Annotated in this window: 23 protein-coding genes, 2 pseudogenes and 1 riboswitch; of the genes and pseudogenes, 12 read left to right on the top strand and 13 right to left on the bottom strand. The window is 68.8% G+C overall.

What is annotated here, in order from left to right; genetic code table 11:
* Nucleotides 1-52: 52 nt before the first annotated feature.
* Nucleotides 53-950: pseudogene (locus H0W40_RS12715) on the top strand (Bug family tripartite tricarboxylate transporter substrate binding protein).
* 29 nt (nucleotides 951-979) lie between these two features.
* Here H0W40_RS12715 and glpK read toward each other — a convergent pair.
* Together glpK and H0W40_RS12705 are read right to left on the bottom strand one after the other, a co-directional pair.
* On the bottom strand, nucleotides 980-2,473 hold the full coding sequence (gene glpK, locus H0W40_RS12710) for a glycerol kinase GlpK (RefSeq protein WP_292446676.1): 1,494 nt from the start codon (nucleotides 2,471-2,473) through the stop codon (nucleotides 980-982).
* A 27-nt stretch (nucleotides 2,474-2,500) separates the two neighbouring features.
* Nucleotides 2,501-3,358 carry a DeoR/GlpR family DNA-binding transcription regulator gene (locus H0W40_RS12705; RefSeq protein WP_292446675.1) on the bottom strand — a complete coding sequence of 286 codons (858 nt, stop codon included), beginning with the start codon at nucleotides 3,356-3,358 and terminating at the stop codon, nucleotides 2,501-2,503.
* A 122-nt stretch (nucleotides 3,359-3,480) separates the two neighbouring features.
* On the opposite strand from H0W40_RS12705, the gene glpD reads away from it, so the two are divergent.
* The 7 genes and pseudogenes from glpD to H0W40_RS12670 form a co-directional block, all read left to right on the top strand.
* Complete coding sequence (gene glpD / locus H0W40_RS12700) at nucleotides 3,481-5,166, top strand: glycerol-3-phosphate dehydrogenase (RefSeq protein ID WP_292446674.1); 1,686 nt, start codon at nucleotides 3,481-3,483, stop codon at nucleotides 5,164-5,166.
* Nucleotides 5,166-6,287, top strand: a complete 1,122-nt coding sequence (locus tag H0W40_RS12695) for an ABC transporter ATP-binding protein (protein ID WP_292446672.1) — start codon at nucleotides 5,166-5,168, stop codon at nucleotides 6,285-6,287. The genes glpD and H0W40_RS12695 overlap by 1 nt, the downstream gene beginning before the upstream one ends.
* A 119-nt stretch (nucleotides 6,288-6,406) precedes the next feature.
* Nucleotides 6,407-7,477 carry an ABC transporter ATP-binding protein gene (locus H0W40_RS12690; RefSeq protein WP_292446671.1) on the top strand — a complete coding sequence of 357 codons (1,071 nt, stop codon included), beginning with the start codon at nucleotides 6,407-6,409 and terminating at the stop codon, nucleotides 7,475-7,477.
* Nucleotides 7,474-8,361 carry a carbohydrate ABC transporter permease gene (locus tag H0W40_RS12685; RefSeq protein WP_292446669.1) on the top strand — a complete coding sequence of 296 codons (888 nt, stop codon included), beginning with the start codon at nucleotides 7,474-7,476 and terminating at the stop codon, nucleotides 8,359-8,361. Before H0W40_RS12690 ends, H0W40_RS12685 begins: the two co-directional genes overlap by 4 nt.
* Nucleotides 8,358-9,173, top strand: coding sequence for a carbohydrate ABC transporter permease (locus tag H0W40_RS12680; protein ID WP_292446667.1), 816 nt, complete (start codon nucleotides 8,358-8,360; stop codon nucleotides 9,171-9,173). The genes H0W40_RS12685 and H0W40_RS12680 overlap by 4 nt, the downstream gene beginning before the upstream one ends.
* A 64-nt stretch (nucleotides 9,174-9,237) precedes the next feature.
* Nucleotides 9,238-9,546 carry a DUF2160 domain-containing protein gene (locus H0W40_RS12675; RefSeq protein ID WP_292446666.1) on the top strand — a complete coding sequence of 103 codons (309 nt, stop codon included), beginning with the start codon at nucleotides 9,238-9,240 and terminating at the stop codon, nucleotides 9,544-9,546.
* A gap of 260 nt (nucleotides 9,547-9,806) precedes the next feature.
* Nucleotides 9,807-11,459, top strand: a pseudogene (locus H0W40_RS12670) (ABC transporter substrate-binding protein); the annotation flags it as partial.
* A gap of 135 nt (nucleotides 11,460-11,594) precedes the next feature.
* Here the strand turns inward: H0W40_RS12670 and glcF are convergent.
* The 10 genes from glcF to H0W40_RS12620 all read right to left on the bottom strand — a co-directional run bounded on the left by glcF (nucleotide 11,595) and on the right by H0W40_RS12620 (nucleotide 21,605).
* Complete coding sequence (gene glcF / locus H0W40_RS12665) at nucleotides 11,595-12,839, bottom strand: glycolate oxidase subunit GlcF (protein WP_292446664.1); 1,245 nt, start codon at nucleotides 12,837-12,839, stop codon at nucleotides 11,595-11,597.
* Between the two features lie 9 nt (nucleotides 12,840-12,848).
* Nucleotides 12,849-13,487, bottom strand: a complete 639-nt coding sequence (locus tag H0W40_RS12660) for a DJ-1/PfpI family protein (RefSeq protein ID WP_292446663.1) — start codon at nucleotides 13,485-13,487, stop codon at nucleotides 12,849-12,851.
* Nucleotides 13,488-13,512: 25 nt separating this feature from the next.
* A complete protein-coding gene (gene glcE, locus H0W40_RS12655; RefSeq protein ID WP_292446662.1) occupies nucleotides 13,513-14,691 on the bottom strand; it encodes a glycolate oxidase subunit GlcE in 1,179 nt (392 codons plus the stop codon).
* Between the two features lie 7 nt (nucleotides 14,692-14,698).
* The gene (locus tag H0W40_RS12650; RefSeq protein WP_292446660.1) at nucleotides 14,699-16,216 is read right to left on the bottom strand and encodes an FAD-linked oxidase C-terminal domain-containing protein; all 1,518 of its coding nucleotides are present in this window, start codon (nucleotides 16,214-16,216) and stop codon (nucleotides 14,699-14,701) included.
* A gap of 308 nt (nucleotides 16,217-16,524) precedes the next feature.
* Entirely contained in the window at nucleotides 16,525-17,112 is a 588-nt protein-coding gene (locus H0W40_RS12645; RefSeq protein WP_292446658.1) for a hypothetical protein, read from the bottom strand.
* A gap of 96 nt (nucleotides 17,113-17,208) precedes the next feature.
* Nucleotides 17,209-17,592, bottom strand: a complete 384-nt coding sequence (locus H0W40_RS12640; protein ID WP_292446678.1) for an autotransporter domain-containing protein — start codon at nucleotides 17,590-17,592, stop codon at nucleotides 17,209-17,211.
* Between the two features lie 74 nt (nucleotides 17,593-17,666).
* Entirely contained in the window at nucleotides 17,667-19,100 is a 1,434-nt protein-coding gene (locus H0W40_RS12635; protein WP_292446656.1) for an FIST N-terminal domain-containing protein, read from the bottom strand.
* Nucleotides 19,101-19,132: 32 nt separating this feature from the next.
* A complete protein-coding gene (locus H0W40_RS12630) occupies nucleotides 19,133-19,939 on the bottom strand; it encodes a PhaM family polyhydroxyalkanoate granule multifunctional regulatory protein (RefSeq protein ID WP_292446654.1) in 807 nt (268 codons plus the stop codon).
* A 178-nt stretch (nucleotides 19,940-20,117) separates the two neighbouring features.
* Nucleotides 20,118-20,606: a retropepsin-like aspartic protease gene (locus H0W40_RS12625; RefSeq protein ID WP_292446652.1), complete on the bottom strand. Its 489-nt coding sequence runs from the start codon at nucleotides 20,604-20,606 to the stop codon at nucleotides 20,118-20,120.
* A gap of 15 nt (nucleotides 20,607-20,621) precedes the next feature.
* Entirely contained in the window at nucleotides 20,622-21,605 is a 984-nt protein-coding gene (locus H0W40_RS12620) for a fumarylacetoacetate hydrolase family protein (RefSeq protein WP_292446650.1), read from the bottom strand.
* Nucleotides 21,606-21,609: 4 nt separating this feature from the next.
* Here H0W40_RS12620 and H0W40_RS12615 point away from each other — a divergent pair, with 4 nt between their 5' ends.
* The 3 genes from H0W40_RS12615 (at nucleotide 21,610) to H0W40_RS12605 (ending at nucleotide 24,110) form a co-directional block, all read left to right on the top strand.
* Complete coding sequence (locus tag H0W40_RS12615) at nucleotides 21,610-22,536, top strand: DUF3108 domain-containing protein (RefSeq protein ID WP_367153808.1); 927 nt, start codon at nucleotides 21,610-21,612, stop codon at nucleotides 22,534-22,536.
* 127 nt (nucleotides 22,537-22,663) lie between these two features.
* The gene (locus H0W40_RS12610; RefSeq protein WP_292446647.1) at nucleotides 22,664-22,942 is read left to right on the top strand and encodes a DUF3567 domain-containing protein; all 279 of its coding nucleotides are present in this window, start codon (nucleotides 22,664-22,666) and stop codon (nucleotides 22,940-22,942) included.
* Nucleotides 22,943-23,036: 94 nt separating this feature from the next.
* Nucleotides 23,037-24,110, top strand: a complete 1,074-nt coding sequence (locus H0W40_RS12605) for a homocysteine S-methyltransferase family protein (RefSeq protein ID WP_292446645.1) — start codon at nucleotides 23,037-23,039, stop codon at nucleotides 24,108-24,110.
* 123 nt (nucleotides 24,111-24,233) lie between these two features.
* Here the strand turns inward: H0W40_RS12605 and H0W40_RS12600 are convergent, their stop codons facing one another.
* Complete coding sequence (locus H0W40_RS12600; protein WP_292446643.1) at nucleotides 24,234-24,743, bottom strand: hypothetical protein; 510 nt, start codon at nucleotides 24,741-24,743, stop codon at nucleotides 24,234-24,236.
* Between the two features lie 193 nt (nucleotides 24,744-24,936).
* A riboswitch (S-adenosyl-L-homocysteine riboswitch) is annotated at nucleotides 24,937-25,032 on the top strand.
* A gap of 64 nt (nucleotides 25,033-25,096) precedes the next feature.
* On the opposite strand from H0W40_RS12600, the gene H0W40_RS12595 reads away from it, so the two are divergent.
* Nucleotides 25,097-25,446: dihydropteroate synthase (locus tag H0W40_RS12595; protein WP_292446641.1), on the top strand; the 350-nt coding region annotated here is incomplete at its 3' end.

Genomic DNA, 25,446 nt, shown 5'->3' with positions numbered 1-25,446 from the left:
TCGAAGGCCGCCGGCTGATTCCGACAACCCACTCAACCCCTTGGAGACTCCCATGAATCGTCTGAAAACCAGCCTGTGCGCCCTGGCCCTTGCGGCCGCAACACAGGTCGCCCACGCACAGGCCTATCCGTCCAAGACCATCACCTGGGTCGTCCCGTTTCGAGAACCAGGGCGGTGCGGGCGGCACCATCGGCGCGGCAAAGACCGCCAAGGCGAATCCCGACGGCTACACCTTCCTGGTCGGCCACCTCGGCTACATGGGCGCAGCGCCATCGCTGTACAAGAATCTGAGCTACGACCCGGTGAAGGACTTCGAGCCGGTCTTCCGCTTCCCCGACACGCCGCTCGTGCTGCTGGTACCGAAGGCGTCCCCGTACCAGACCGCCGCGGATCTGATCGCCTTCGCGAAGAAGAACCCCGGCAAGCTCAACTTCAGCAACTCCGGCGCCGGCTCGACCTCGCACCTGATCGCCGCGCTGTTCGAAAGCCGGGCCGGCATTCAAATCCTGTCTGTTCCCTACAAGGGTGCCGCGCCCGCGCTCAACGACCTGATCTCCGGCCAGGTGGACGCCATGTTCGACCAGACGAACACCGGCTTGCCGCAAGTTCAGGGTGGCCGGCTCCGAGCGCTTGCGTTGACGTCGCCGCAGCCCATGGCGCAGTTTCCGAACGTGGCCCCGCTCGCCGACAAGACGCTGCCGGGTTTCGAGGCCGCCACCTGGTACGGCCTGTACGCGCCCAAGGGAACCACCAAGGAGGTGATTCAGAAGATGCATCAGGCCTACCTGAAGGCAATGACCGACAAGGCGTGGACGCAGAAGATGGCCGACATGGGCATCCGTCTCCTGCCGGAGGCGCAATACGCGCCTGATGCGTTCGGCAAGCACACTCAGGCCGAGATCGCGAAATGGCGCAAGGTGGTCACAGACGCGAAGATCAGCATCGATTGAAGCGCATTCGCGGCCGTCCGCAAAGCGCGTCAGGCCGCCGTGGCCTGCCGGACGGCGCGGTCCCAGCGTCCCATCAGTTCGGCCGCGCGCTCCCGCGGCATCGTCGGCAGGAAGCGCCGCTCGACTTGCCACTGCGCCGACAACTCATCGACCCCCTTATAGACGCCGCAGGCCAGGCCCGCCAGGTAGGCCGCGCCGAGTGCGGTGGTCTCGATGACCTTGGGCCGCACCACCGCGATGCCGAGCAGGTCGGCCTGGAACTGCATCAGCAGGTCGTTCACGCACGCGCCGCCATCGACGCGCAACTCACTGACCGGCTGTGCGCCGGCCGCCACTGCGTCGCGGCTCATCGCCGTGAGCAGCGCGGCGCTCTGGAAGGCGATGCTCTCCAGCGCCGCGCGTGCGATGTGCGCCACGGTGGTGCCGCGCGTCAGTCCGACGATTGCGCCGGTGGCCTGCGGCTGCCAATAGGGCGCGCCCAGGCCGGTGAAGGCCGGCACGAAGACCACGCCGCCGGCGTCGGGAACGCTCTCGGCGAGCGACTGCACCTCGCCGCTGCCCTTGATGGCGCGCAGGCCGTCACGCAGCCACTGCACTACGGCGCCGGCGATGAAAACGCCGCCTTCGAGCGCGTACTCGGTGTGCGGGCCGGTCTGCGCGGCGCTGGTGGTGATCAGGCCATGGGCTGAGATTTGGAATGCGCTGCCGGTGTGCATGAGCATGAAGCAGCCGGTGCCGTAGGTGTTCTTGGCCAGCCCGGGGCGAAAGCAAGCCTGGCCGAACAGCGCGCTCTGCTGGTCGCCGGCGACGCCGCCGATGGCCACCGGCGCTCCCAGCAGGTCTGCCTCGCTGTGCGCGTACACATGGCTCGAGGGCAGCACTTGCGGCAGCAGCTCGCGCGGGATGTCGAGCAACTCGAGCAGCTCGTCGTCCCACTGATTGGTGTGCACGTTCAGCAGCATCGTGCGCGCCGCGTTGGTGACGTCGGTGGCGTGCAGCTTGCCGCCTGTGAGTTGCCACAGCAGCCAACTGTCGACCGTGCCGAAGGCCAGCTCGCCGCGCCGCGCTGCCGCACGCGCGCCGCGCACCGCGTCGAGGATCCACTTGAGCTTGGTGCCGGAGAAGTAAGCGTCGATGATGAGCCCCGTGCGCTCGCGCACCAGCGGCTCGGCGCCCGCTTCGCGCAGGGCGGCGCAGGTGGGCTCGGCGCGGCGGTCCTGCCAGACGATCGCGTTGTGGATCGGCTCGCCGGTGCGGCGGTCCCACACCAGAGTGGTCTCGCGCTGGTTGGTGATGCCGAGCGCCGCCAGGTCCCGCGCGTGAATGCCGGCCTTGGCCAGCACTTCGCGCGCGGTGGCGAGCTGGCTGTTCCAGATCTCCTTCGGATCGTGCTCGACCCAGCCCGGCTGCGGATAGATCTGCCGGAACTCGCGCTGCGCCATGGCGACGATCCGCCCGCCGGCGTCGAACACGATGCTGCGCGAGCTGGAGGTGCCCTGGTCGAGGGCAAGGAGGTAGGTCATGGCGAGCCTTCGTGCGTTGACGAGGCCTCAGTCGGCCTTGCGACGATCCTCGTTGTCCGAGCCGCCGCTGGCAAGCGCCGCCTCGCCTTGGCTCGCGCTGCCCTCAGCCAAGGCTGCCGCGCTATCGCCCACCACCAACTCCACGCCCGCCTCCGCCAGCAGCCGCGGGAAGGGTTCGGGCGGCGCCGCATCGGTGAACAGCCGGTCGAGCTGCTCGAGCCGCGCCAGCTCCACCATCGCCGGCCGGTTGAACTTGCTGTGGTCGGCGGCAAGCCACACCTCGCGCGCCTGCCGCACGATCGCGCGCGCCACCTTCACTTCGCTGAAGTCGTAGTCGCGCAGGGTGCCGTCGGCCTCGATGCCGGAGATGCCGATCACAGCGATGTCGACCTTGAACTGCGCGATGAAGTCGACCGTCGCCTCGCCCACGATGCCGCGGTCGCGCTGTCGCACCACGCCGCCGGCGACGATCACCTCGCACTGCAGGTTGTCGCTGAGGATGGCCGCGACGTTGAGGTTGTTGGTGATCACGCGCAGCCCGCGGTGGTGCAGCAGCTCGCGCGCCACCGCCTCGGTGGTGGTGCCGATGTTGAGGATGAGCGAGCAGCCCTCCGGCACCTGCCGGGCCACGGCGCGCGCGATGCGCGCCTTGCCGTCGGCCTGCAGCGCCTGGCGTTGCCGGTAGGCGATGTTCTCGGTGGTCGAGCCCGGCATCCGCACGCCGCCGTGGAAGCGCGCCAGCAGGCCGGCTTCGGCCAGCCGCTGCACGTCGCGCCGCACGGTCTGCAGGGTCACGCCGAACTGCTGCGCCAGCGCCTCCACCGAGACGGCGCCGCGGGCGCGCACTTCGTCGAGCAGGCGGGATTGGCGAGGATTGGGTGTCATGCCGGTGCGAGCCTAAACGAACAAAAACGAAAGCAAATTTGGGTAAACACCTGTGCGGTATTGCGCGTTTGTGGCTTACAAACCGTTTTGCTCGAACGCTGCAGACCCAGGAGACCGCCTTCGTGACCCCCGCCGCGCCTGCCTCGGTGCCCGCCGCCCGCTCGCCTGCCGATCCGCTGCACTGCGACGTGCTGGTGGTCGGCGGCGGCATCAACGGCGCGGGCATAGCACGCGATCTCGCCGGCCGCGGCTGGCGGGTGCTGCTGTGCGAGCGCGACGATCTGGCCGGGCACACTTCTTCGTCGTCCACCAAGCTGATCCACGGCGGCCTGCGCTATCTGGAGTACTACGAGTTCTCGCTGGTGCGCAAGGCGCTGCAGGAGCGCGAGGTGCTGTTGCGCAGCGCGCCGCACATCATGTGGCCGCTGCGCTTCGTGATGCCGCACGACGCGGCCATGCGGCCGGCCTGGATGGTGCGCGCCGGCTTGCTGCTGTACGACCACCTGGCGCGGCGCGAGGTGCTGCCGGCTTCTCGCGGTATCGACCTGCGCTCGCACCCGGCCGGCGCGCCGCTCAAGCGCGAGTTCACGCGCGGCTTCGTTTACAGCGATGGCTGGGTCGATGACGCCCGGCTGGTGGTGCTGAACGCGATCGATGCTGCGGCGCGCGGCGCGACGGTGCTCACGCGCACGAACTGCACGGCCGCACGGCGCAGCGCCTCCGGGTGGACCGCGACCTTGCGCACAGGCGATGGCGCGAGCACCGTGGTCAACGCCCGCGCTCTGGTCAACGCCGCCGGCCCCTGGGCCGAAAGTTTCCTGCGTGGCGTCGCCACGCCCGCCGCCGGCGAGGCGCTCGCCACGCGCAGCCTGCGGCTGGTCAAGGGCAGCCACATCGTGGTGCCGCGCTGCTTCGAGCACGACCACGCCTACATCTTCCAGAACCCCGACAAACGCATCATCTTCGCCATCCCCTACGAGTGCGAATTCACGCTCATCGGCACCACCGACGTGGAGATTGGGCATGACGATCCGGGTGCAGCGCACATCGACACGGTGGAGACCGCTTACCTGTGTGAACAGGCGAGCCGCTACTTCAGCGCGCCGGTGCGGCCGGCCGACGTGGTGTGGAGCTATTGCGGCGTGCGCCCGCTGCTCGACGACGCCTCGGGCGACCCGAGCGCCGTGACGCGTGACTACCTGCTCGAGCCCCATCACGTCGCAGGCCTTGCCGCGCCGCTGCTCACGGTCTGGGGCGGCAAGATCACCACCTTCCGCAAGCTGGCCGAAGACGCGGCCGACGAGATCGGCCGCATGCTCGGCGAGCCGCGGCGCGCCTGGACCGAGGGCGCCTTTCTGCCGGGGGGCGATCTGTCGGCCTGGATCGGTTCGCCACGCCGGCCCGACACCGATTTCGAGCGCTTCGTGGCCGAGCTGCGCCGGCGCATGGGCTGGCTGCCGGGCCCGCTGGCGCGCCGCCTCGCGCGCGCCTACGGCAGCCGCGTGGACCATGTGCTCGGCGACGCCGACTCCGTGGCCGGGCTGGGCGCCGAGGTCGCTCCGGGACTGCGCGAGGCCGAGCTCGACTACCTGCAGCGCGAGGAATGGGCCGGCATGGCCGACGATGTGCTGTGGCGCCGCTCCAAGTTGGGCCTGCACTACACACCCGCCGAGCGCGGCCGCGTCGCCGACTGGATGGCGCGGCGCGACGCGAGCTCGGCGCGGAAGGATCAGCCGCCGCAGGCGGCCGAGGCGGCCCGGGCGACACGCGCGCCTGCGCCTGCGCCGTCGTCGAGCGGAGTGGCGTGATGCAGCTCGCGCTCGAACAGATCAGCCAGAAGGTCGGTGCCGTGCAGCACCTGTACCCGCTCGACCTGGCGCTGCAGCCCGGCGTGGTGACGGTGCTGCTCGGCGCCACGCAGGCCGGCAAGACCTCGCTCATGCGCCTGATGGCCGGGCTCGACAAGCCGACGCACGGCCGCATCACGGTCGATGGCAATGATGTGACCGGCGTGTCGGTGCGCGGGCGCAATGTCGCGATGGTCTACCAGCAGTTCATCAACTATCCGTCGCTGAGCGTGGCCGAGAACATCGCCTCGCCGCTCAAGCTGCGTGGCGGTCTCGACCGCGCCGCCATCGCGCAGCGCGTGCGCGCGCTGGCCGAGCGGCTGCACATCGATCCCTTCCTGGACCGGCTGCCGGCAGAGCTCTCGGGCGGGCAGCAGCAGCGCGTGGCGCTGGCCCGCGCGCTGGCCAAGAACGCGCCGCTCATGCTGCTCGACGAGCCGCTGGTCAACCTGGATTACAAGCTGCGCGAGGAACTGCGCGAGGAGCTCACGCAACTGTTCGCGGCCGGCGACTCGACGGTGGTGTACGCGACCACCGAGCCGGGCGAGGCGCTGCTGCTCGGGGGCTGGACCGCCGTGATGGACGCAGGCGAACTGCTGCAGTACGGGCCGACGGCCGAGCTGTTCCACAAACCGGAGTCCTTGCGTGTTGCGCGCGCGTTCAGCGATCCGCCGATGAACCTGCTCGCCGCCGAGCCGGCCATGCTGGGCGTGGAACTGCGTGCCGCGAACGGCGCCCGCACGGCCGGGCCGCCGGTGCACCTGCCGCTGCCCACTGCGGTCGGCGGCTTACTGACGGGTCGGCTCACGCTCGGCGTACGCGCCGCGGCGCTGCGTGTGCAAGAGCGCCCAGGCGACGTGGCCCTGGCCGGCAGCGTCGAGCTCGCCGAGATTTCCGGCTCCGATACCTTCGTGCATGCGGCAACGAAGGTCGGCGAGGTGGTCGCGCAGTTGCCCGGTGTGCACGAGCTGGCACTTGGCGCGCCGATCACCTTCTATCTCAATCCCGAGCAGGTCTACGTATTCGGCGCCGATGGCGGATTGCTGCTCGCGCCGCCCCGCACGCATGCAAGGGCTTACTGAAATGGGCCCGACTTGGCTCTCGGTATGGGCTCCTTCTCCCGCTTGCGGGAGAAGGCGGGGGATGAGGGCGCGCCGCCCGTCGCCGACCCTGTCTCGCGCAGCGCGACGGAGAAGCTGACATGGCCCGCATCGATCTCGACCTGGCGCACGCCTATCGACCCCATCCCAAGGCCGACAGCGATTACGCATTGCTGCCCCTGAAGATGAGCTTCGACGACGGCGGCGCCTATGCGCTGCTCGGTCCCTCGGGCTGCGGCAAGACCACCTTGCTCAACATCGTTTCGGGTCTCGTCGCGCCCTCGCAGGGCGGCGTGAAGTTCGACGGCCGCGACGTCACCCGCGACAGCCCGCAGCAGCGCAACATCGCCCAGGTGTTCCAGTTCCCGGTCATCTACGACACGATGACCGTGGCCGAGAACCTGGCCTTCCCTCTGCGCAATCGCAAAGTGCCTGCGGCGCAGATCGAGCAGCGCGTCGGGCAGATCGCCGAAATGCTGGAATTGAGCGGCCAGCTCGACCAGCGCGCCGCCGGCCTCACGGCCGATGCCAAGCAGAAGATCTCGCTCGGCCGCGGCCTGGTGCGCTCGGACGTATCGGCCGTGCTGTTCGACGAACCGCTGACCGTGATCGATCCGCACCTCAAGTGGCAGTTGCGCCGCAAGCTCAAGCAGATTCACCACGAGCTGAAGCTGACGCTGGTTTACGTGACGCACGACCAGGTCGAGGCGCTGACCTTCGCCGACCAGGTGGTGGTGATGACGCGAGGGCGCGCCGTGCAGGTCGGCAGCGCGGGCGATCTGTTCGAGCGGCCGGCACACACCTTCGTGGGCCACTTCATCGGCTCGCCGGGCATGAACTTTTTGCCGGCGCGTGCCGAGGCCGGCGTCATCGAAATCGCGGGGCGGCGCTTGCCGGCGCCGCGGGCGCTTGCCGATGGCGAGGTGAAGCTCGGCGTGCGGCCGGAGTACGTCTCGCTGGCTTCTGCCGAAGCGCCTGGCGCGCTGCCGGTGGCTGTCACGCAGGCGCTCGACATCGGCACACACGTGCTGCTGACCGGGCGCATCGGCGAGCACGCGATCAAGGCGCGGCTCGCGCCCGATGTCGCGGTGCCGACGGTGGGAAGCACTGCCTGGCTGCAGGTGATGGGCGAGCACACGTGCTTCTATCGGAACGAGGAGCTGATCGCATGAATACGCTCAAGCCCGTCAACCAGAAAGCCTGGTGGCTCGTGCTGCCGGTGCTTATCTGCGTCGCCTTCTCCGCCATCCTGCCGCTCATGACGGTGGTGAACTATTCGGTGCAGGACATCATCTCGCCCGAGCGGCGCGTGTTCGTCGGCACCGAATGGTTCGTCGATGTGATGCGCGACGAGGAGCTGCACGAGGCGCTGTTGCGTCAGCTCGGCTTCTCGCTGGCGGTGCTGGCGGTGGAGATTCCGCTCGGCATCCTGCTCGCGCTGTCGATGCCGGCCACCGGCTGGAAGGCTTCGGCCGTGCTGGTGATCGTCGCGCTGTCGCTGCTCATTCCGTGGAACGTGGTCGGCACCATCTGGCAGATCTACGGCCGCGCCGACATCGGCCTGCTAGGCGCCGCGCTGCAGCAGCTCGGCTTCAACTACAGCTACACCGGCAACGCCACGCATGCCTGGATAACAGTGCTGGTGATGGACGTGTGGCACTGGACACCGCTGGTCGCACTGCTTTGCTACGCCGGCCTGCGCGCGATCCCCGACGCCTACTACCAGGCCGCGCGCATCGACGGTGCCAGCAAGTGGGCGGTGTTCCGCTACATCCAACTGCCCAAGCTGCGCGGCGTGCTGATGATCGCCGTGCTGCTGCGCTTCATGGACAGCTTCATGATCTACACCGAGCCCTTCGTGCTCACCGGCGGCGGGCCGGGCAACGCGACCACCTTCCTCAGCCAGTTCCTGACGCAAAAGGCGGTCGGCCAGTTCGACCTCGGCCCGGCGGCGGCCTTCTCGCTCATCTACTTCCTCATCATCCTGCTGCTGTGCTTCATCCTCTACAACTGGATGCAGCGCGTGGGCACCGTGGACAAGGGGGCGATCGAATGAACCCGACCGGTGCCTTCCAGAAGCGCACGATCTTCCTGATCGTCTATCTGCTCTTCGCCGTGCTGCCCATCTACTGGATGGTCAACATGAGCTTCAAGAGCAACCAGGAGATTCTGTCGAGCTTCTCGCTGTGGCCGCAGGACTTCACCTGGGCCAACTACCGCACCATCTTCACCGATGCGTCCTGGTACTCGGGCTACATCAATTCGCTGATCTACGTGGCGATCAACATGGTGATCTCCGTCTCCGTGGCGCTGCCGGCGGCCTACGCCTTCTCGCGCTACCGCTTCCTCGGCGACAAGCACGTCTTCTTCTGGCTGCTCACCAACCGCATGACGCCGCCGGCAGTGTTCCTGCTGCCCTTCTTTCAGCTCTATTCCACGCTCGGCCTGATGGACACGCACTGGGCCGTCGCGCTGGCGCACCTGGTGTTCAACGTGCCGCTGGCGGTTTGGATCCTCGAAGGCTTCATGAGCGGCGTGCCGCGCGAAATCGACGAGACGGCCTACATCGACGGCTACTCCTTCCCGCGCTTCTTCCTCACCATCTTCATTCCGCTGATCAAGTCGGGCGTCGGCGTGGCCGCCTTCTTCTGCTTCATGTTCAGTTGGGTCGAGCTGCTGCTGGCGCGCACCTTGACCAGCGTGAACGCCAAGCCGATCGTCGCGACGATGACGCGCACCGTGAGTGCCTCGGGCATGGACTGGGCCGTGCTCGCCGCGGCCGGCACGCTGACCATCGTGCCGGGCGCGATCGTCATCTGGTTCGTGCGGCACTACATCGCCAAAGGCTTCGCCATGGGGCGCGTTTGAGTGTTTGCGTATTACTCCCTCTCCCGCCAGCGGGAGAGGGAGCAAGACAAAAGGAGACCGCTCGATGTTCAACTGGATGGCCTGGACCCTCCCCGTTGCAGTGTTCTTCACCTGCATCGTGCTCATGCTCGCCGGCATGACGCTGTGGGAAATCAAGTCACCCACCGTGGAGCGCAAGGGCTTCCTGCCCATCGCCACCACGCGTGGCGACCGGCTTTTCATCGGCCTGCTGAGCGCGGCCTACATCAACCTGGTATTCCTGGCGATGTCAGGCCGCCTGATGGAGTGGTTCTCGCTCGACGGCGAGCCGAGCGTGTGGTTCGGCTTCGTGCTGTCGATGGCAGCACTGGCGCTGGTCATGAGAAAAGGCTGAACAGACTTACCGGAGATGCGGCCCACCCACTTCCCCGGGGCCGATGCATCTGAATGCACAGCGGGGGAGCGAACAATGAGGAGACCGACATGAAGCTCAAGTACACCGTGATGGCCGCCGCGGCCGCGCTGGTCCTGACGGCCTGCGGCAAGAAGGAAGAGGGGGTGCCCGTTCCTCCGGCCAGCACGCAGGCCCCCGCAGCCCAGCCGTCGGGAACGCCTGCGACGCCGGCCGCACCGGCGGCAGCAACGGCCGACGCCGCACAGCGCTGGATCAACGACGAGTTCCAGCCCTCGACGCTGAGCAAGGACGAGCAGGCCGCCGAGATGAAGTGGTTCGCCGAAGCCGCCGCCAAGCTCAAGGCACTGGGCGTCAACGAAATCTCGGTGGTCTCCGAGACCATTACCACGCACGAGTACGAATCGAAGACGCTGGCCAAGGCCTTCGGCGAGATCACCGGCATCACCGTCAAGCACGACCTCATCCAGGAAGGCGACGTGGTCGAGAAGCTGCAGACGTCCATGCAGTCCGGCAAGAGCATCTACGACGGCTGGATCAGCGACTCCGACCTCATCGGCACGCACTACCGCTACGGCAAGATCCTCAACCTTACCGACTACATGACGGGTGCGGGCAAGGCGTACACCAACCCTGGCCTGGACATCAAGGACTTCATCGGCACCAGCTTCACCACCGCGCCCGACGGCAAGCTCTACCAGCTGCCCGACCAGCAGTTCGCCAACCTGTACTGGTTCCGCGCCGACCTGTTCGCGCGCAAGGACCTGCAGGAGCAGTTCAAGGCCAAATACGGCTACGACCTCGGCGTGCCGCTGAACTGGAGCGCCTACGAGGACATCGCCGCCTTCTTCAGCAAGGACGTGAAGGAGATCGACGGCAAGCCGATCTACGGCCACATGGATTACGGCAAGAAGGACCCCTCGCTCGGCTGGCGCTTCACCGACGCGTGGCTGTCGATGGCCGGCACGGCCGACGTCGGCATCCCGAACGGCATGCCGGTGGACGAGTGGGGCATCCGCGTGGCCGACGACAAGTGCACGCCGGTCGGCGCCTCCGTGTCCCGCGGCGGCGCGACCAACTCGCCGGCGGCCGTCTATGCGCTCACCAAGTACGTCCAGTGGATGAAGGAGTACGCGCCCAAGGAAGCCACCGGCATGACCTTCGGCGAATCCGGCCCGGTGCCCGCGCAAGGCCAGATCGCGCAGCAGATCTTCTGGTACACGGCCTTCACCGCGGACATGGTCAAGCCCGGCCTGCCGGTGGTCAACGAGGACGGCACGCCCAAGTGGCGCATGGCCCCCGGCCCCAACGGCCCGTACTGGAAGGAGGGCATGCAGAACGGCTACCAGGACGTGGGTTCGTGGACCTTCTTCGCCGACCATGACGCCAACCGCACGGCCGCGGCCTGGTTGTACGCGCAGTTCATCACCAGCAAGACGGTCTCGCTGAAGAAGACCATCGTCGGCCTCACGCCCATCCGCGAGAGCGACATCCAGAGCCAGGCCATGACCGACATGGCACCCAAGCTCGGCGGGCTGGTGGAGTTCTACCGCAGCCCGGCGCGCGTGGCCTGGACGCCGACCGGCACCAACGTGCCCGACTACCCCAAGCTCGCGCAGCTCTGGTGGAAGAACGTGGCACAGGCGGTGACCGGCGAGAAGACGCCGCAGGGTGCGATGGACACGCTGGCCGGGGAGATGGACGACGTGATGGCCCGCCTGGAGCGTGCCGGCATGGCGAAGTGCCCGCCCAAGCTCAACCCCAAGGGCGACCCCGCCAAGTACCTGAGCGACAAGGGCGCGCCATGGAAGAAGCTGGCCAACGAGAAGCCCAAGGGCGAAACCATCGCGTATGAAAAGCTGTTGGGCGCGTGGAAGGAAGGGCGCGTGCGCTGAGTGGCGCGGCGGCTTCGCTCCCTCTCCCGCCGGGGCGGGAGAGGGTTGGGGTGAGGGTGGGGCGTGGGCTGACTGCCCTCACCCCAACCCTCTTCCACAAGTGGGAGAGGGAGCAATACCTGAACGACCCCAGTGTCAGTCGGCCAGCGCCTCGTCGAGCACTTCGACCCAGTGCCGCACGGGCACGCCTGTGCCGCTTTGCAGATGCTGGATGCAGCCGATGTTGGCGGACACGATCGCCTCGGCACGCAGCGGCGCAAGCGCGGCGAGCTTGCGGTCGCGAAGCTGATAGGCCAGCTTGGGCTGCAGCACCGAATAGGTCCCCGCCGAGCCGCAGCACAGGTGGCTCTCGCTCGGCGCCAGCGCGAGCTCGAAGCCGAGCTCCCGCAGACCGTCTTCGACGCCGCCGCGCAACTGCTGCCCATGCTGCAAGGTGCATGGCGGGTGATAGGCGAGCTTCGGCGCCTTGCCGCGCAGTTTCGGTTTGAGCTGCGGCACCAGGTCCAGAAGCAACTCGCTCAGGTCCTTCGTCAATGCGCCGATCTTCGCCGCGCGCTCGGCATAGGCCGGGTCGTGGCGCAGGTGATGGCCGTAATCCTTGACGGTCACGCCGCAGCCTGACGCATTCATCACGATCGCCTCGACCTTGCCCTGGCCGGTCAGGCCCTCGACCAGCGGCCACCAGGCGTCGATGTTGCGGCGCATGTCGGCCAGGCCCCCTTCGTGGTCGCTCAGGTGCGCACGAATCGCGCCGCAGCAGCCGGCGCCGTCGGCCACCAAGGTCTGGATGCCGGCCGCATCGAGCACCCGCGCGGTGGCACTGTTGATGTTGGGTGCCATCGAGGGCTGTACGCAGCCGAGCAGCATGAGCACCTTGCGTGCGTGCGTGCGCGTCGGCCACTGGTGAGCGCGCGCCGGCGCCTTGGGAGGCACCTTGGCCTTGAAAGCCGCCGGCACGAAGGGGCGGAACAACTGGCCCAGCTTCATGGCCGGTGCGAACAGCGGCGAAGTCAGGCCCTCCTTGAGCGCCATGCGCGCCGCGCGTTCGGCCGGCGGGCGCTCGACCTTGGCCTCGACGATGCGCCGGCCGATGTCGGCCAGCGCGCCGTACTGCACCCCGGACGGACAGGTCGATTCGCAGTTGCGGCAGGTCAGGCAGCGATCGAGGTGGATCTGCGTCTTGCGCGTCGGCTGTTCGCCTTCGAGCACCTGCTTGATCAGGTAGATGCGCCCGCGCGGGCCGTCGAGCTCGTCGCCGAGCAACTGGTAGGTCGGGCAGGTGGCGGTGCAAAAGCCGCAATGCACGCACTTGCGAAGGATGGCTTCGGCCTCGGCGCCATCGGCGGTGCCCTGGAATTCGGGAGCGAGATTCGTTTGCATGAAGTCGATTCAGGAAGCCGCAAGCGCGGCCTCGGAAGAATGTTCGGCGCTCGGCAGGCAAGGCAGCACGTGGCCCATGGCCCGCGCCACGTAGTCGTCCTTCTCGCCCACCGGCGCCACGTAGTGCAGCGCGTCGCGCGCGGCCTCCAGGCCCGCCAGGCGCGCGATGACCCAGGCCGCCAGGTATTGCGAGGCCAGGCAGCCGCCGGCGGTGGCGACATTGCCGCGAGCGAAGAAGGGCTGGTTCAGCACCTCGACGCCCGCCTCCTGCACCCAGGGTTTGGTGATGAGGTCGGTGCAGGCCGGCACGCCTTCGAGCACGCCGAGCTTGGCGAGCAGCAGCGTGCCCGAGCATTGCGCACCGATGAGTTGGCGCGCCGGGTCGAGCCGAAGGCGCCCGAGCAGCGCGGCGTCGGCCACCACCTCGCGGGTGCGCATGCCGCTGCCGACGATCACCGCATCGGCACGGCTGGCTTCCTCCAGCGAGGCCTGTGCATGAACGACCACGCCGTTCATCGAGGTGACGGTGTCGCTCGGCGCCGCCAACGACACGCGCCAGTCGGGGCGCTTGACGCGGTTGAGGATGCCCAGGGCGATGAGCGAGTCGAGCTCGTTGTAGCCCTCGAAGGTGAGGATGGCGATGTGCATGGGGTCCTCGTAAAGATGCGCCGACTCAAAGATCCGGATACAGCCGGCCGCGATTGAACAGGCCCGCCGGATCGAACTCGCGCTTGAGCTCGCGGTGGATGCGCGCGAGCGGCGCAGTCAGCGGTGCGAACACCCCGGCGGTCTTGTCGCCGCCGCGAAAGAGCGTCGCGTGGCCCCCGGCGCGCTGCGCCGCCTCGCGCACCGCCGCCGCGCCGGCCGCAGTGCACCACCAGCGCTGGGCGCCGCCCCATTCGATGAGTTGCTCGCCGGCCACGTCGAGCGGCGCGGCGGTCTGCGGCACCGACAGGCGCCACAGCGCCGCACCGGAGCCGGAGTCGATGGCCTGCCGGGCCCGGGCGAAGAACTCGTCGCCGTGGTCGCGCAGGCCTTCCCAGAACGGCGTGGCCAGGGCGTCTTCGATGCGTTCGCCGCCCAGCCGCGTCATGGCCGCGTCGACCGCCGCGCGGGCGCCGCGCAGCCGGATGAGCAGCATGCCGTCCCACCAGGCGCTGGCGTTGATCGGCAGCGGCTGGCCGCCCCAGGCATTGAGCTGGCGCAGCGCGGCGGCCTCGGTGAGCTCGAAGCGCAGGGTGGCCGTCGCCGGCTGCACCGGCAGCACCTTGAGCGAGACCTCCAGGATCACGCCCAGCAGGCCGAGCGAGCCGGCCAGCATCCGCGAGATGTCGTAGCCGGCCACGTTCTTCATCACCTGGCCGCCGAAGCTCAGCACCTCGGCCCGGCCATTGAGCAGGGTCGCGCCGAGCACGTAATCGCGCACACCGCCGCTGCTCGCGCGGGGCGGTCCGGCCAGGCCGGCGGCGACGAGACCGCCGACCGTGCCGCTGCCATTCGCACTGCCGGCGAAGCGTGGCGGCTCGAAGGGCAGGCACTGGCCTTGTTCGGCGAGTGCGGCCTCCAGTTCGTCGATCGGTGTGCCGGCGCGCGCGGTGACCACCAACTCGGTCGGCTCGTAGCTGGAAATGCCGGCGAGCGCGCCGATGTCGAGCGGCTCGCCCGTGATCGGGCCACCGTAGAACGCCTTGGAGCCGTGGCCACGGATCTCGAGTGCCGTACCTGTCGCCTGGGCGGCGCGCACCTGCTCCACCAGCGCGTTCAGCGCGGCGTCGGGGCGCTCGGCCGCCAGCGGGGTGACGGGTTCGGCCTGCGTGGCGGTCACGGCCGCGTCTTCTTCTCTCGTGTCCATCGTTGTCTTAAAAGCGCGGCAGGTGCGCGAAGGGCAGCAGGCCCTTCTTCACATGCATTTTTCCGTATTCGGCGCAGCGGCTCAGCGTGGGAATCACCTTGCCGGGGTTGAGCAGGCCGCGCGGATCGAAGGCGCGCTTCAGGCCGAACATCTGCTCGCGCTCGGCCGGCGTGAACTGCACGCACATGGAGCTGAGTTTTTCCACGCCCACGCCGTGCTCGCCGGTCACGGTGCCGCCGAGCATCACGCTGGTCTCCAGGATGTCGGCGCCGAACAGTTCGCAGCGGTGCAACTGGTCGGGGTCGTTGGCGTCGAAGAGGATGAGCGGGTGCAGGTTGCCGTCGCCGGCATGAAAGACGTTGCAGCAGCGCAGGCCGTATTTGATTTCCATCTCGCCGATGCGCATGAGGATCTCCGCCAGCTTCTTGCGAGGGATGGTCGAGTCCATGCACATGTAGTCGGGGCTGATGCGCCCGCTGGCGGGAAAGGCGTTCATGCGCCCGCTCCAGAACTTCAGGCGCTCGGCCTCGTCGCGGCTGATGGAAAAGCGCGTGGCGCCGGCCTGCTCCATCACCGCGACCATGCGGCCGATCTCCTCTTCCACCTCTTCGGGCGTGCCGTCGCTTTCGCAGATGAGGATGGCGGCGGCCTCGAGGTCGTAGCCGGCCCGCACGAAGTCCTCCACCGCGGCGGTCATCGGCTTGTCCATCATCTCCAGGCCGGCCGGGATGATCCCCGCGCCGATCAGCGCGGCCACCGCATGGCCGGCCTTCTGCACATCGTCGAAGCTGGCCAGGATGGCCCGCGCGAGCTGCGGCTTGGGCACCAGCTTGACCGTCACTTCGAGCGTCACGGCCAGCATGCCTTCGGAGCCGATCACGGCCGAGAGCAGGTCCAGCCCCGGCGCATCGAGCGCCTCCGAGCCGAACTCGACCGGCTCACCCTCGACAGTGAAGCCGCGCACGCGCAGCACGTTGTGCACGGTCAGGCCGTACTTCAGACAGTGCATGCCGCCGGAGTTCTCGGCGACGTTGCCGCCGATGGTGCAGGCGATCTTGCTGCTCGGGTCGGGCGCGTAGTACAGGCCGTGCGGCGATGCCGCTTCGCTGATCGCGGCGTTGCGCACGCCGGCCTGCACGACGGCCGTGCGCGAGACCGGATCGATCTTGACGATGTGGTTGAACTTCGCCAGCGACAAGGTCACGCCCAGTTCGTGCGGCAGCGCGCCGCCCGACAGGCCGGTACCGGCGCCGCGTGCCACCACCGGCACGGCCAACCGGTGGCAGGCTTTCAGCACGGCGGCCACCTGTGCTTCGGTTTCGGGCAGCGCCACGACCAGCGGCATCTGCCGGTAGGCGGTCAGGCCGTCGCAGTCGTAGGGAACGGTGTCCTCGGGCTGCCACAGCAAGGCATGGGCGGGCACCAGCGGCGCGAGTGCGGCCACGACCTCGGCCTGGCGGCGCGCGCGGGCTTCGCGCGTTGTTGTTGCGGGCTGCAGCAGGGTGGGTTCGATGGGGGCGTTCATTTGAAGTCTCCTGACGGCGCAGCGCAGCGCCGATCCGGCGCGGTAGCCGCGCGAACCCGAGCTTAAGCGCAGGCCCGGGCGGGCGATGGTGTGCTTGGGTTCGTAGGCTTTTGACGGAAAAGTCCGTAATCAGCAGAAAATTCGTCCGATACCGCCGCTGTGGAGCTACAGCGACGGCGCCCTGGGCGGGCACGCCCGGCGTGCCGCGGAGCGCCCGGGCACGACCCGCGAGGGCCATGTGCGGCGCGCGCGAAGCCCGCCTTGGCGCAGTAAAGCCGACGAAAGCCGATGGAAGGCTCGGATCCCACTCAGGGCGGCCATCGGTCGTAGTGCGTGTTGGGCCCGGGCGGCGGCGTCGCGCCCGGCCGCGGTGGCAACTTGGGCCCCGGGCGCTGCGGTGGCTTCACGCCCGGCGGGTGTGGCTTGAAAGGCAGGTGGGCGCCGGGCGGATGCGGCTTGAACGGCGGTCGCGGCCCGAAGCTGCGCCGGGGCCAGACGATCACCTGCGGCTGCTCGGCCTCGCTGCGCACACGCGCAGCATCGCGCTCGGCCGCCGCAGCGGCCGCCTGAGCGCGTGCCAATTCGATGTCGCGGTCGATCTCGCGCTGCTGTTCGAGCCGGCGGGCGATGCGTTCGGTGACCGCGGCGGACTCGCGCTCGGCGGCGGCGCGTCGCGCCGTGGCGAGTTGCGGATCTTCGGGCTGGTACTGCCAGGTGCGCAGGGTCCGTGCGTCGCGCACGGGGCGGTCGGTGAAGATGACGCGGCCGTCGGGCAGACGCTGCTGGACGATGTCGCGCACCGGGGCGGGGGCTGCTGCAGGCACGGTGGGCGTGTCGCCCTGGGCTCGAGCCACCAGCATGGCCGACAGCAGGATCAAGGGCAGGAGCGCGCGCATCGCGGTGGGAGTGCCGCTCGAGGCGCAGGTTCCGCACCCGGGTCGCGCGCCACGGCGGTTCAGCATCGCCACAGACCAGCCTCGCGCTGCTCGGGGTCAGAACCTCAGCGACAAGCGGGCTCGGGCGCCGTGATCCTCGGCGCCACTGGCGATCTGACCCTGATAGGAAACGCCGAAGGTGGTGTTGTCGGAGAGCTCGAGATCGAGCCCGATCCTGATCCTGATCCTGATCCTGATCCTGATCCTGATCCTGATCACGAGCGCGTCTTGCGCGATCGGCGCACCGGTGACGGTGAAGTCGTCGCCACCCGACGAGAAGGCCGCCGTCGAGGCCGGAGCGAGGTCAACGAAGGCGTGACGCCATCCCAGGCGGGCAACGGGCATGGCAGGCCCGAAAGCACTGTCTTCGGACGCTTCCATCAGCAGCCGACTGAAGGCCTTGGCGTATTTCTGATGCCTCGAAAATACCTGCGCATCGATGCGTCGCAGCGCTGTGTCGCGCAGGCCGCTCCCGCTTTCGCCCGGAACGACGCGCCCCGAACTTCTCGCCGGTACTACGCCGGCGCCGTGAACACCGTCAACACACCGGTGTAGCCGTAGAGCTGGCGGTGCCCGATCTCCCCGGCAGCGAAAAAACCGACCAGCGGAACCGGCTGCTGCGCAGCGCCGGTGAGCGCGTGTTGCAAAAGCTGCAATTCGGCCGAGGGCGCGCCGAAATGCGGCCCGCCGCGACCGGTGCAGCTCACGTAGTGCGCGCCCACGATCCGTCGGCCCTCGCTGCCGGGTGCTGCGGGCTCGGCGCCGGCGGACGGCGCGCCCGCCAGGGACAGATCGTCGGGTTCGAGCGCGCTGCGGATCTCGGCCGCGACGCGCACCAGGTCGCGCCGCGCCGCTTCGACATCGCGGCGGCAGAAGGCCAGTTGCTGGCCCGGCTCGGCGATGTCGCCGATGGCGAAACCCCGGCGTTGCGGATCCAGGCCGATCAGGTGGCGCACGCGCGTTTCGGTGCCGAAGGCGCCGCGCCGAGGCGGCGTGGCGAACTCGGGGTTCTGCAAGGCCGCGGCGGAGGTTGCCGTCCTCCCGCTCGACGCGGCGCTTGCCGCAAACGCCCGGGCGGACCCGTCACCGGCCGCCTCATCCTCGCGTGATCCGGCATCGCCGGGCGAGCCCGTTGTTGCCGCTTGCCGTATCGGCCCGGCCGCGGCCGGGCCGATGCGCAGCCCGTCGCTCAAGCCGACCAGCGTGCTGCGCAGCCGCGGCAGAGCCTCGCGCGGCGCGCTTTCATCGACGCCGAGGTCGCGCAGCAGGCAATCGAGCGCGGGCTCGCCGTCGAGCGCATAGACCACGTTGCGCTCCGCCTCGGTGATGAACCGCGACACGCCGACCGGCTGGCAGCCCTGCGTGACCCGCGACACCAGGCCGACCTGCGCACCGAAGGCCACGCCGGAGAGCCCGCCCTCGAACACGCCGTCGCCTTGCGCGCCGCCGTCATCCGTGGCGTTGGTGGCGATCAGCAGCGTGCGGTTGCGCGCCGAGGCGAGGCCGCCGAACAGGTAGCCGCTGTCGACCCGCTCGCTCAGCTCGCCGATCAGCTCCGCCAGATCGGGCGTGGCCGGGTCGGCATGCACCAGCGCCGTGTGCGCGGCGAAGCCACCGCTGCCTGCGGCCGCGAGCGGCTGGCGGCCCGAGAACATACGGAAGTGCTCGCGCGGCAGGCTCGCCAGCATGACCGCCAGCGCCGGTTCGTCGAAATACTCGACGTCGCCCGCGCAGATGCCCACGCCGACCGCACCGACCCAGGCCACGCCGGGAAACCGCTCGCGCAGCGCCGTCAGCAACTCTTCGGCGGCCAGCGCGTGGTGGTCGGTCAGGTAGCACCAACCGAGCGTCGGCGTGCCGAGCTCCTGCGTATCGAGCTGCGAGAGAACCAGGGCGAGCACATTGCGCCAGTCCGGGTGTCTGGCATGGGCGTAAGCGAAAGACTGCATCGGCTCGTGTGATCCTGCGGCGGCCCGGTGGTTCAGCGGCGGCGCGCTGATGCGCGCTTGGCGGGCGCCTTCCGGGCCGGTGCCTTCTTGACTGTCGGTGAAGTCTTGGGGTCTGCCTTGGCCTTGGCCTCCGAGCGCGAGACCTTGTCGGCGACCTTCCCGGCCATCTCGCTGGCTTGCCGCGCCGGGGCCATGCCGGCCTGGGCGGTCTGCTCGGCGGCGTCGAAGCCCTGTTTGACCAGGTTGCCGGCGAACGGCTTGGCAGAGTCCGAGGCGGCGTCCTTCATTGCATTGGCGGCAAGTTCGGTGAACTGCTTGGTCAGCGCGCCCCACCATTGCATCGGATCCACCACGCCGGCCGGGGCCGCGCCGGCCTTGCTCTTATCGGCGTCCCGGTTCTTGCCGCGGCGAGCGGTGGAAGCCTGCGCGCCGTCTTCGCCGGTCGATGCGTCGGCCTGCACCGAACCGGCGCCCGGCCTCGCCCAATTCTGCGCCGCCGACGCAAACGCGCCGACGCCGGCCTCGTCCTCATCGGGCAGCTTGATGCGCATCGATTCGCGCAGGTCGGCCACCTGCACGTTCATGGTCTTGAGGGTCGACAGCGTCATGCGCTGCACCTCCAGCGCTTGAATGGTGGCGCCTAGCATGCGCGCGTTCTGCTCGAGCCAGAACTGCACGGTGCGCAACTCCTCGATGCGTTTTTCCAGCTCCTCGGGGTCGAGCGTCGGTGCCACCCACTGCCCGATGTTCGGCAGCACCGAACTTGCGTTCTTGACCAGCCCTTGCAGGAAGTCGAAACCCGGAACCAGTTTTGCGAAGTCGGGTGCGGCATCGGCCATCGTTTCTCCTCGTGGTTGTCGATCCATTGTGCGGCGAGCGAGTCTGCCGTGCAGCCTCCTTGCCGCCGACGCGGCAAAGCTTTTTGCGCTCGGCAGCGCCTGACCGTTTCGCGCCGGTCGAGCGCGCGCAGGCTGGTCTGCGCGCGTTGCCGCACTCATGGGCTTCGGCTGCGACGCTTCAACGCGGCCTACCCGCCTCGATGCGCAGCACGCTGCCCTGCTGCTGCCAGTGCAGTCGGCCGAGCACGTCCATGCCGAGCAGCGGCTTGTCGCCCAGTGCGGGCAGCACGACCAGCGGCAAGCGCTCGGCGCGCACGCCGCCTTCGAGCACCAGATCGGCACGCGCGATGTGGCCGCGGACCACGCCCCCGGCGGTGCTCGACTGCACGCTGCCCAGCGCTTCGAGGTCCAGTTCGCGCGCCAGCTCGGCAGAGATCGCACTGCGTGTGGCGCCGGTGTCAATGAGGAAGTCCACCTCGCGGCCGTTGAGCGTACCGGGCCAGTGGTAATGGCCGTCCGGGCCGCGCTCGATCTCGATGGCGCTGCCGTCGATGCTGAAGCGGGCTTTTTGTTGCTGCGCCTGGAAAGTGCTGAAGCCCAGGAACACGACCACGCCGAGCAGCAGCCAGACGGTGGCGATCTTGAGGGTGCGAGGGAATTCGTTCATGGCGTCTGGCCGTGCTCAGGCCGGCGCCGTGACCGTCTGCTCGATCGCCCCGAACATGCTTTGCCCGTCCTTGCCCTTCATCTCGATGCGGAGGGTGTCGCCGATCTTCAGGAATTCCGTGACCGGCGCACCGCCCTCGACCGCCTCGATCGCGCGCTTCTCGGCAATGCAGCTGTAGCCGCGCGCCGGGTCCTTGTTGCTGACCGCGCCGCCGCCGACGATGCTGCCGGCGCGCACGTTGCGCGTCTTGCAGAGGTGGGCGATGAGCTGCCCGAAGTGGAAGCTCATCTCGGGGCCCGCTTCGCACAGGCCGACCTGCTTGCCGTTCCACACCGACTGCAGGCCGAGATGCACGCGCCCGCCGCGCCAGGCATCGCCGAGCTCGTCGGGCGTCACGGCGACCGGGCTGAAAGCAGTGGCCGGCTTGCTCTGGAAGAAGCCGAAGCCCTTGGCGAGCTCGGCCGGGATCAGGTGGCGCAGGCTCAGGTCGTTGGCGAGCATCAGCAGCCGAATGCTGTCGATGGCGGCGTCGGGCGAGGTGCCCATCGCCACGTCGCCGGTGACGACGGCGATCTCGCTTTCGAAGTCGAGGCCCCAGGCTTCGTCGGCGCAGACGATCGGGTCGCGCGGGCCGAGAAAGTCGTCGCTGCTGCCCTGGTACATGAGCGGGTCGGTGTGCAAGCTCTCCGGCACCTCTGCGCCGCGCGCCTTTCGCACCAGCTCAACATGGTTGAGGTAAGCCGACCCGTCCGCCCACTGATAAGCACGCGGCAGCGGCGCCATGCACTGCTGCGGATCGAAGGCGAAGGCGTGGCGTGCCCGGCCGTTGTTCAGCGTCTCGTACAAATCCTGCAGCTGCGGCGACAGGAAGTTCCAGTCGTCGAGCACCTGCTGCAGGCGTGTGGCGATCGCGCTGGCATGGTGGGCGGTGTTCAGGTCGCGTGAGACGACGAGCAGTTGCCCGTCGCGCGAGCCGTCCTTGTAGGTGGCGAGTTTCATCGGGATGCGGGGCCTCGCAGCGCTTGCTCGCGAGGAACTCGCTACAGTGAATCGGATGCCGCATTCTAATTTTCGGGCGCTGCACCGATGGGCCCCCCGCTCGGGGCGAGGGCCGTGCCTCGCGCTGGCGGCGACGCTTGCGCTGATGTGCGCCACCGCAATCCGCGCTGCGCAGCCGGTGTCGCTGGAGCCGGGGTTCGAAGCAGAAGCCGCCACGCCATTGGTCGCCCGGACGCCGCTTGCGAGCGGTCGCTCCGGCGCCGGGGGGGGCGCCGAGGCGCCGGCGGTTTACCGAACACGCATCCCTGCGTCGGCCCGCATAACTTACCGGTTGAGCCGCAGCGGCATCGTTGGCAGCGGCCTGCTCGACTGGCGCGTCGAAGGCGACCGCTACGTGCTGCGGCTGGAAGGCAGCGTGCCGATCATCGGCACGCTCATCACACAGACCAGCCGCGGCGGCTTCGACGCCGCCGGCCTGGCACCGACCCGCTACACCGACCAGCGCTGGCGCCGCGACGAAAGCGTGGCCGACTTCGACCGCCACGCCGGCCGCATCGTCTTCTCGAACGACAAACCCCCGCTGTCGCTGCGCAAGGGCACGCAGGACCGGCTCAGCGTGATGGTGCAACTCGCCGCCATTGCCAATGCCTGGTCCGAGCCGCCGGCAGTGGGCACGGTGCTGACGCTTCCGGTGGTCGGCGCGCGGGGCGACGCCAAGCTGTGGGCGCTGCGCTACGAAGGCCCGCAAGCGCTGCGAACCGGCGAAGTCAGTGTGCGGGCGCTTCGCTTCCTGCGCCAACCCGAGGAGCCGGGCGACACCCGCGCGGAGTTCTGGCTCGACCCGGCCGCCTCGCACCTGCCGGTGCGGGCACGTTTGACCGACGGCGATGGCGACGCGCTGGAACTGCTGCGCACCGGAGCGGGTCGATGAGCTGATGAGGAGCGGCCCCCGGAGCGCTGCGCTCCCCGCGCACAAAGGCCGCATCGGGTGTTCGGATCGCGACCCGGCTTGAAAATTGCCAGGGAGTGCTCATGTAGGCCCAAAGGAGTGATCCGCCATGCACATGCTCTACAACTCGGACAACTTTGCGGTGGTGCAGTTCGTCGTGTCAGGCCAGGACGAGTCCTCGCCTGAGGAAAACGCGGTGCCGGCCCGCGGCGGCTACGAGATCGTCGACAAATCGTCGCGGATGGAATTGTTTCTGGATGGCGCGCTGGCGGAGCATTTCAAGCTCGGCGTCGAGGCGCTGATCGAAACCTCGCCCGGCGTCGAAGAGATGGATGCGTTCCTGGCGAACTACACCACGTTGGCGCACCAGCCGGTCGTGTTGCACTGATCCGCGCGCCGGCGCTGCGCGCTAGCTGCGGGCCGGGCGTTCTTCGCTTCCGGCCACACGCCGCAAGCGGCGTGTGGCATTTCTACAATGACGCATGAGCCAGCCGACCCACACCCGCCCGTACACCCGCGCCCAGGCGCTGCCCGAGCTGCTCGCGCAGCGCATCCTGATCCTCGACGGTGCCATGGGCACAATGATCCAGCGCTACAAGCTCGGCGAGGCCGATTACCGCGGCGAGCGCTTCAAGGACCACCCGAAGGACCTGAAGGGCAACAACGAGCTGCTGCAATTCACACGGCCCGACGTCATCACCGAAATCCACGAGGGCTATCTCGCGGCCGGTGCCGACATCATCGAGACAAACACCTTCGGCGCCACTTCGATCGCGCAGGACGACTACGGCCTGGGAGCGGTGGCAGGCGAGATGAACCTCGTCGCGGCGCAACTGGCCCGCGCCGCGGCGACCAAGTTCAGCACGCCGGACAAGCCGCGTTTCGTGGCCGGCGCCCTGGGCCCGACGCCGCGCACCGCGAGCATCAGCCCGGACGTCAACGACCCCGCAGCACGCAACGTCAGCTTCGAGGCGCTGCGCAAGGCGTATCTGGAACAGGCCCAGGCCCTGCTCGACGGCGGCGCCGACCTGTTTTTGGTCGAGACCATTTTCGACACCCTCAACGCCAAGGCCGCGATCTTCGCGATCGACGAGCTGTTCGAGACCACCGGCGAGCGCCTGCCGGTGATCATCTCCGGCACCGTGACCGATGCCTCCGGCCGCATCCTTAGCGGCCAGACGGTCAGCGCCTTCTGGCATTCGGTGCGCCACGCCAAGCCGATCGCCGTGGGCCTGAACTGCGCGCTCGGCGCCGCGCTCATGCGGCCCTACATCGAGGAGCTGGCCAAGGTGGCCGGCGACACCTTCGTCTCCTGCTATCCGAACGCCGGCCTGCCCAACCCGATGAGCGACACCGGCTTCGACGAAACGCCGGACATCACCGGCGGGCTGGTCGAGGGCTTCGCAAAGGCCGGTTTTCTCAATATTGCAGGCGGTTGCTGCGGCACGACGCCGGAGCACATCGCCGAGATCACCAAACGCGTGAGCGCCTACAAGCCGCGAGCCCGGAACGAGCGCTGGCTGTCGGAATTGGTCGAAGAAGCAGCTGCGACCTGAGGCTGTGAGCCGCAGGTCGGCCGCGTCGCGCGTGAGTGAAACGAGCGCCCGCCGGCTGGCAAACGCCGGCTGACAGCGGCTCGCCGCTTCGCGCCGCACAACGGCGCCAAGCGGCAGCCGACCTCACGGCCTGTCGCTGACCACGATCTCGAGCGCGCCGCCCTCGGCCCGGCCCACGTCCACGATGCGCGAAACCGGCACGCCGCGGCCGATCAGGTAATCGCGCGTGCTGGCACCGCGTTCTTGCACCAGCCGGGGCGAGGCATCCGCGCCCGCCGGCACGCCGACGCGCAGTTCGGTCGTGGCGGCTTGCGGCTTGAAGCCGACGGCGAGTTGATCCAGCACGGCTCCCAGCGCCGGCTTGACGGCCGCGCGACCGGGGTCGAAGGAAAACCGGCTCGGCACCTCGACGCGCAGGCGCCGGTCTTCGGTGGCTTCGATCACCACCGGCGTGCCGCTCAGCGCCTGCTTCAAGCGTGTGCGCTGCGATTCGAGCGCGGGAGACAGGCCGGAGCCGAACAGCCCGCCGAGCGATGGCACGGCGTCGGGGCGGCCCGCCGGGTCGGTGGCGCAGCCGGCCAGGGCGGCCACCAAGACCAAGGCGGGGAGGGTGAGTTTCGAGTTCGTTTTCATGGCGAGGATTCCAACCGCTGGCACTGTGCCGCACAAGCGGGTGGCCCCGCAGCCGGGTGAGGTTTTGTAAGCGCAGGGCTTCGCATGTGCCGCCGAGCGTGGCAGCCTTTGCGATAGCCCAGGCACCCCCGAGCGAGAACATGGCCGTGAGCGCGGCGGCGAGCGCTCGGCTTCGACGCCTCTAAAATGCCTCCTTCTCGAGGAGCGTTGCGACGGCCTGCACCTGCTGCAGTTCGCCAGGCTCGAGGCGGGGCGCCTGCGGCGCTCCTTGCAACGGCGCTCACCCGTCCGCCGCCCGGCGGGCTGCGGGTGGGCCGCAGCACCGGGCGCGGCGTCTGGCTGGTGCCCCCGCGATGACCTTTTCCGCCGCTTCCACTGCTTTGCACCTGCCGCCGATGCGGCTCGCCGGCCTCGAGCCGGTTGCCATCGGCGCCGAATCGCTGTTCGTCAACATCGGCGAGCGCACCAACGTCACCGGCTCCAAGGCCTTTGCGCGAATGATCCTCGCCGGGCAATTCGAGGAAGCCCTGGCCGTCGCCCGCCAGCAGGTCGAGAACGGCGCGCAGGTCATCGACGTGAACATGGACGAGGCCATGCTCGATTCGAAGGAAGCGATGGTGCGCTTCCTGCACCTCATCGCCTCCGAGCCGGAGATCGCGCGCGTGCCGATCATGATCGACAGCTCCAAGTGGAGCGTGATCGA

It is taken from the genome of Methylibium sp. (genome assembly GCF_013817345.1).
Lineage (GTDB): Bacteria > Pseudomonadota > Gammaproteobacteria > Burkholderiales > Burkholderiaceae_C > Methylibium.
This window is presented reverse-complemented; position numbering and strand designations above follow the sequence as displayed.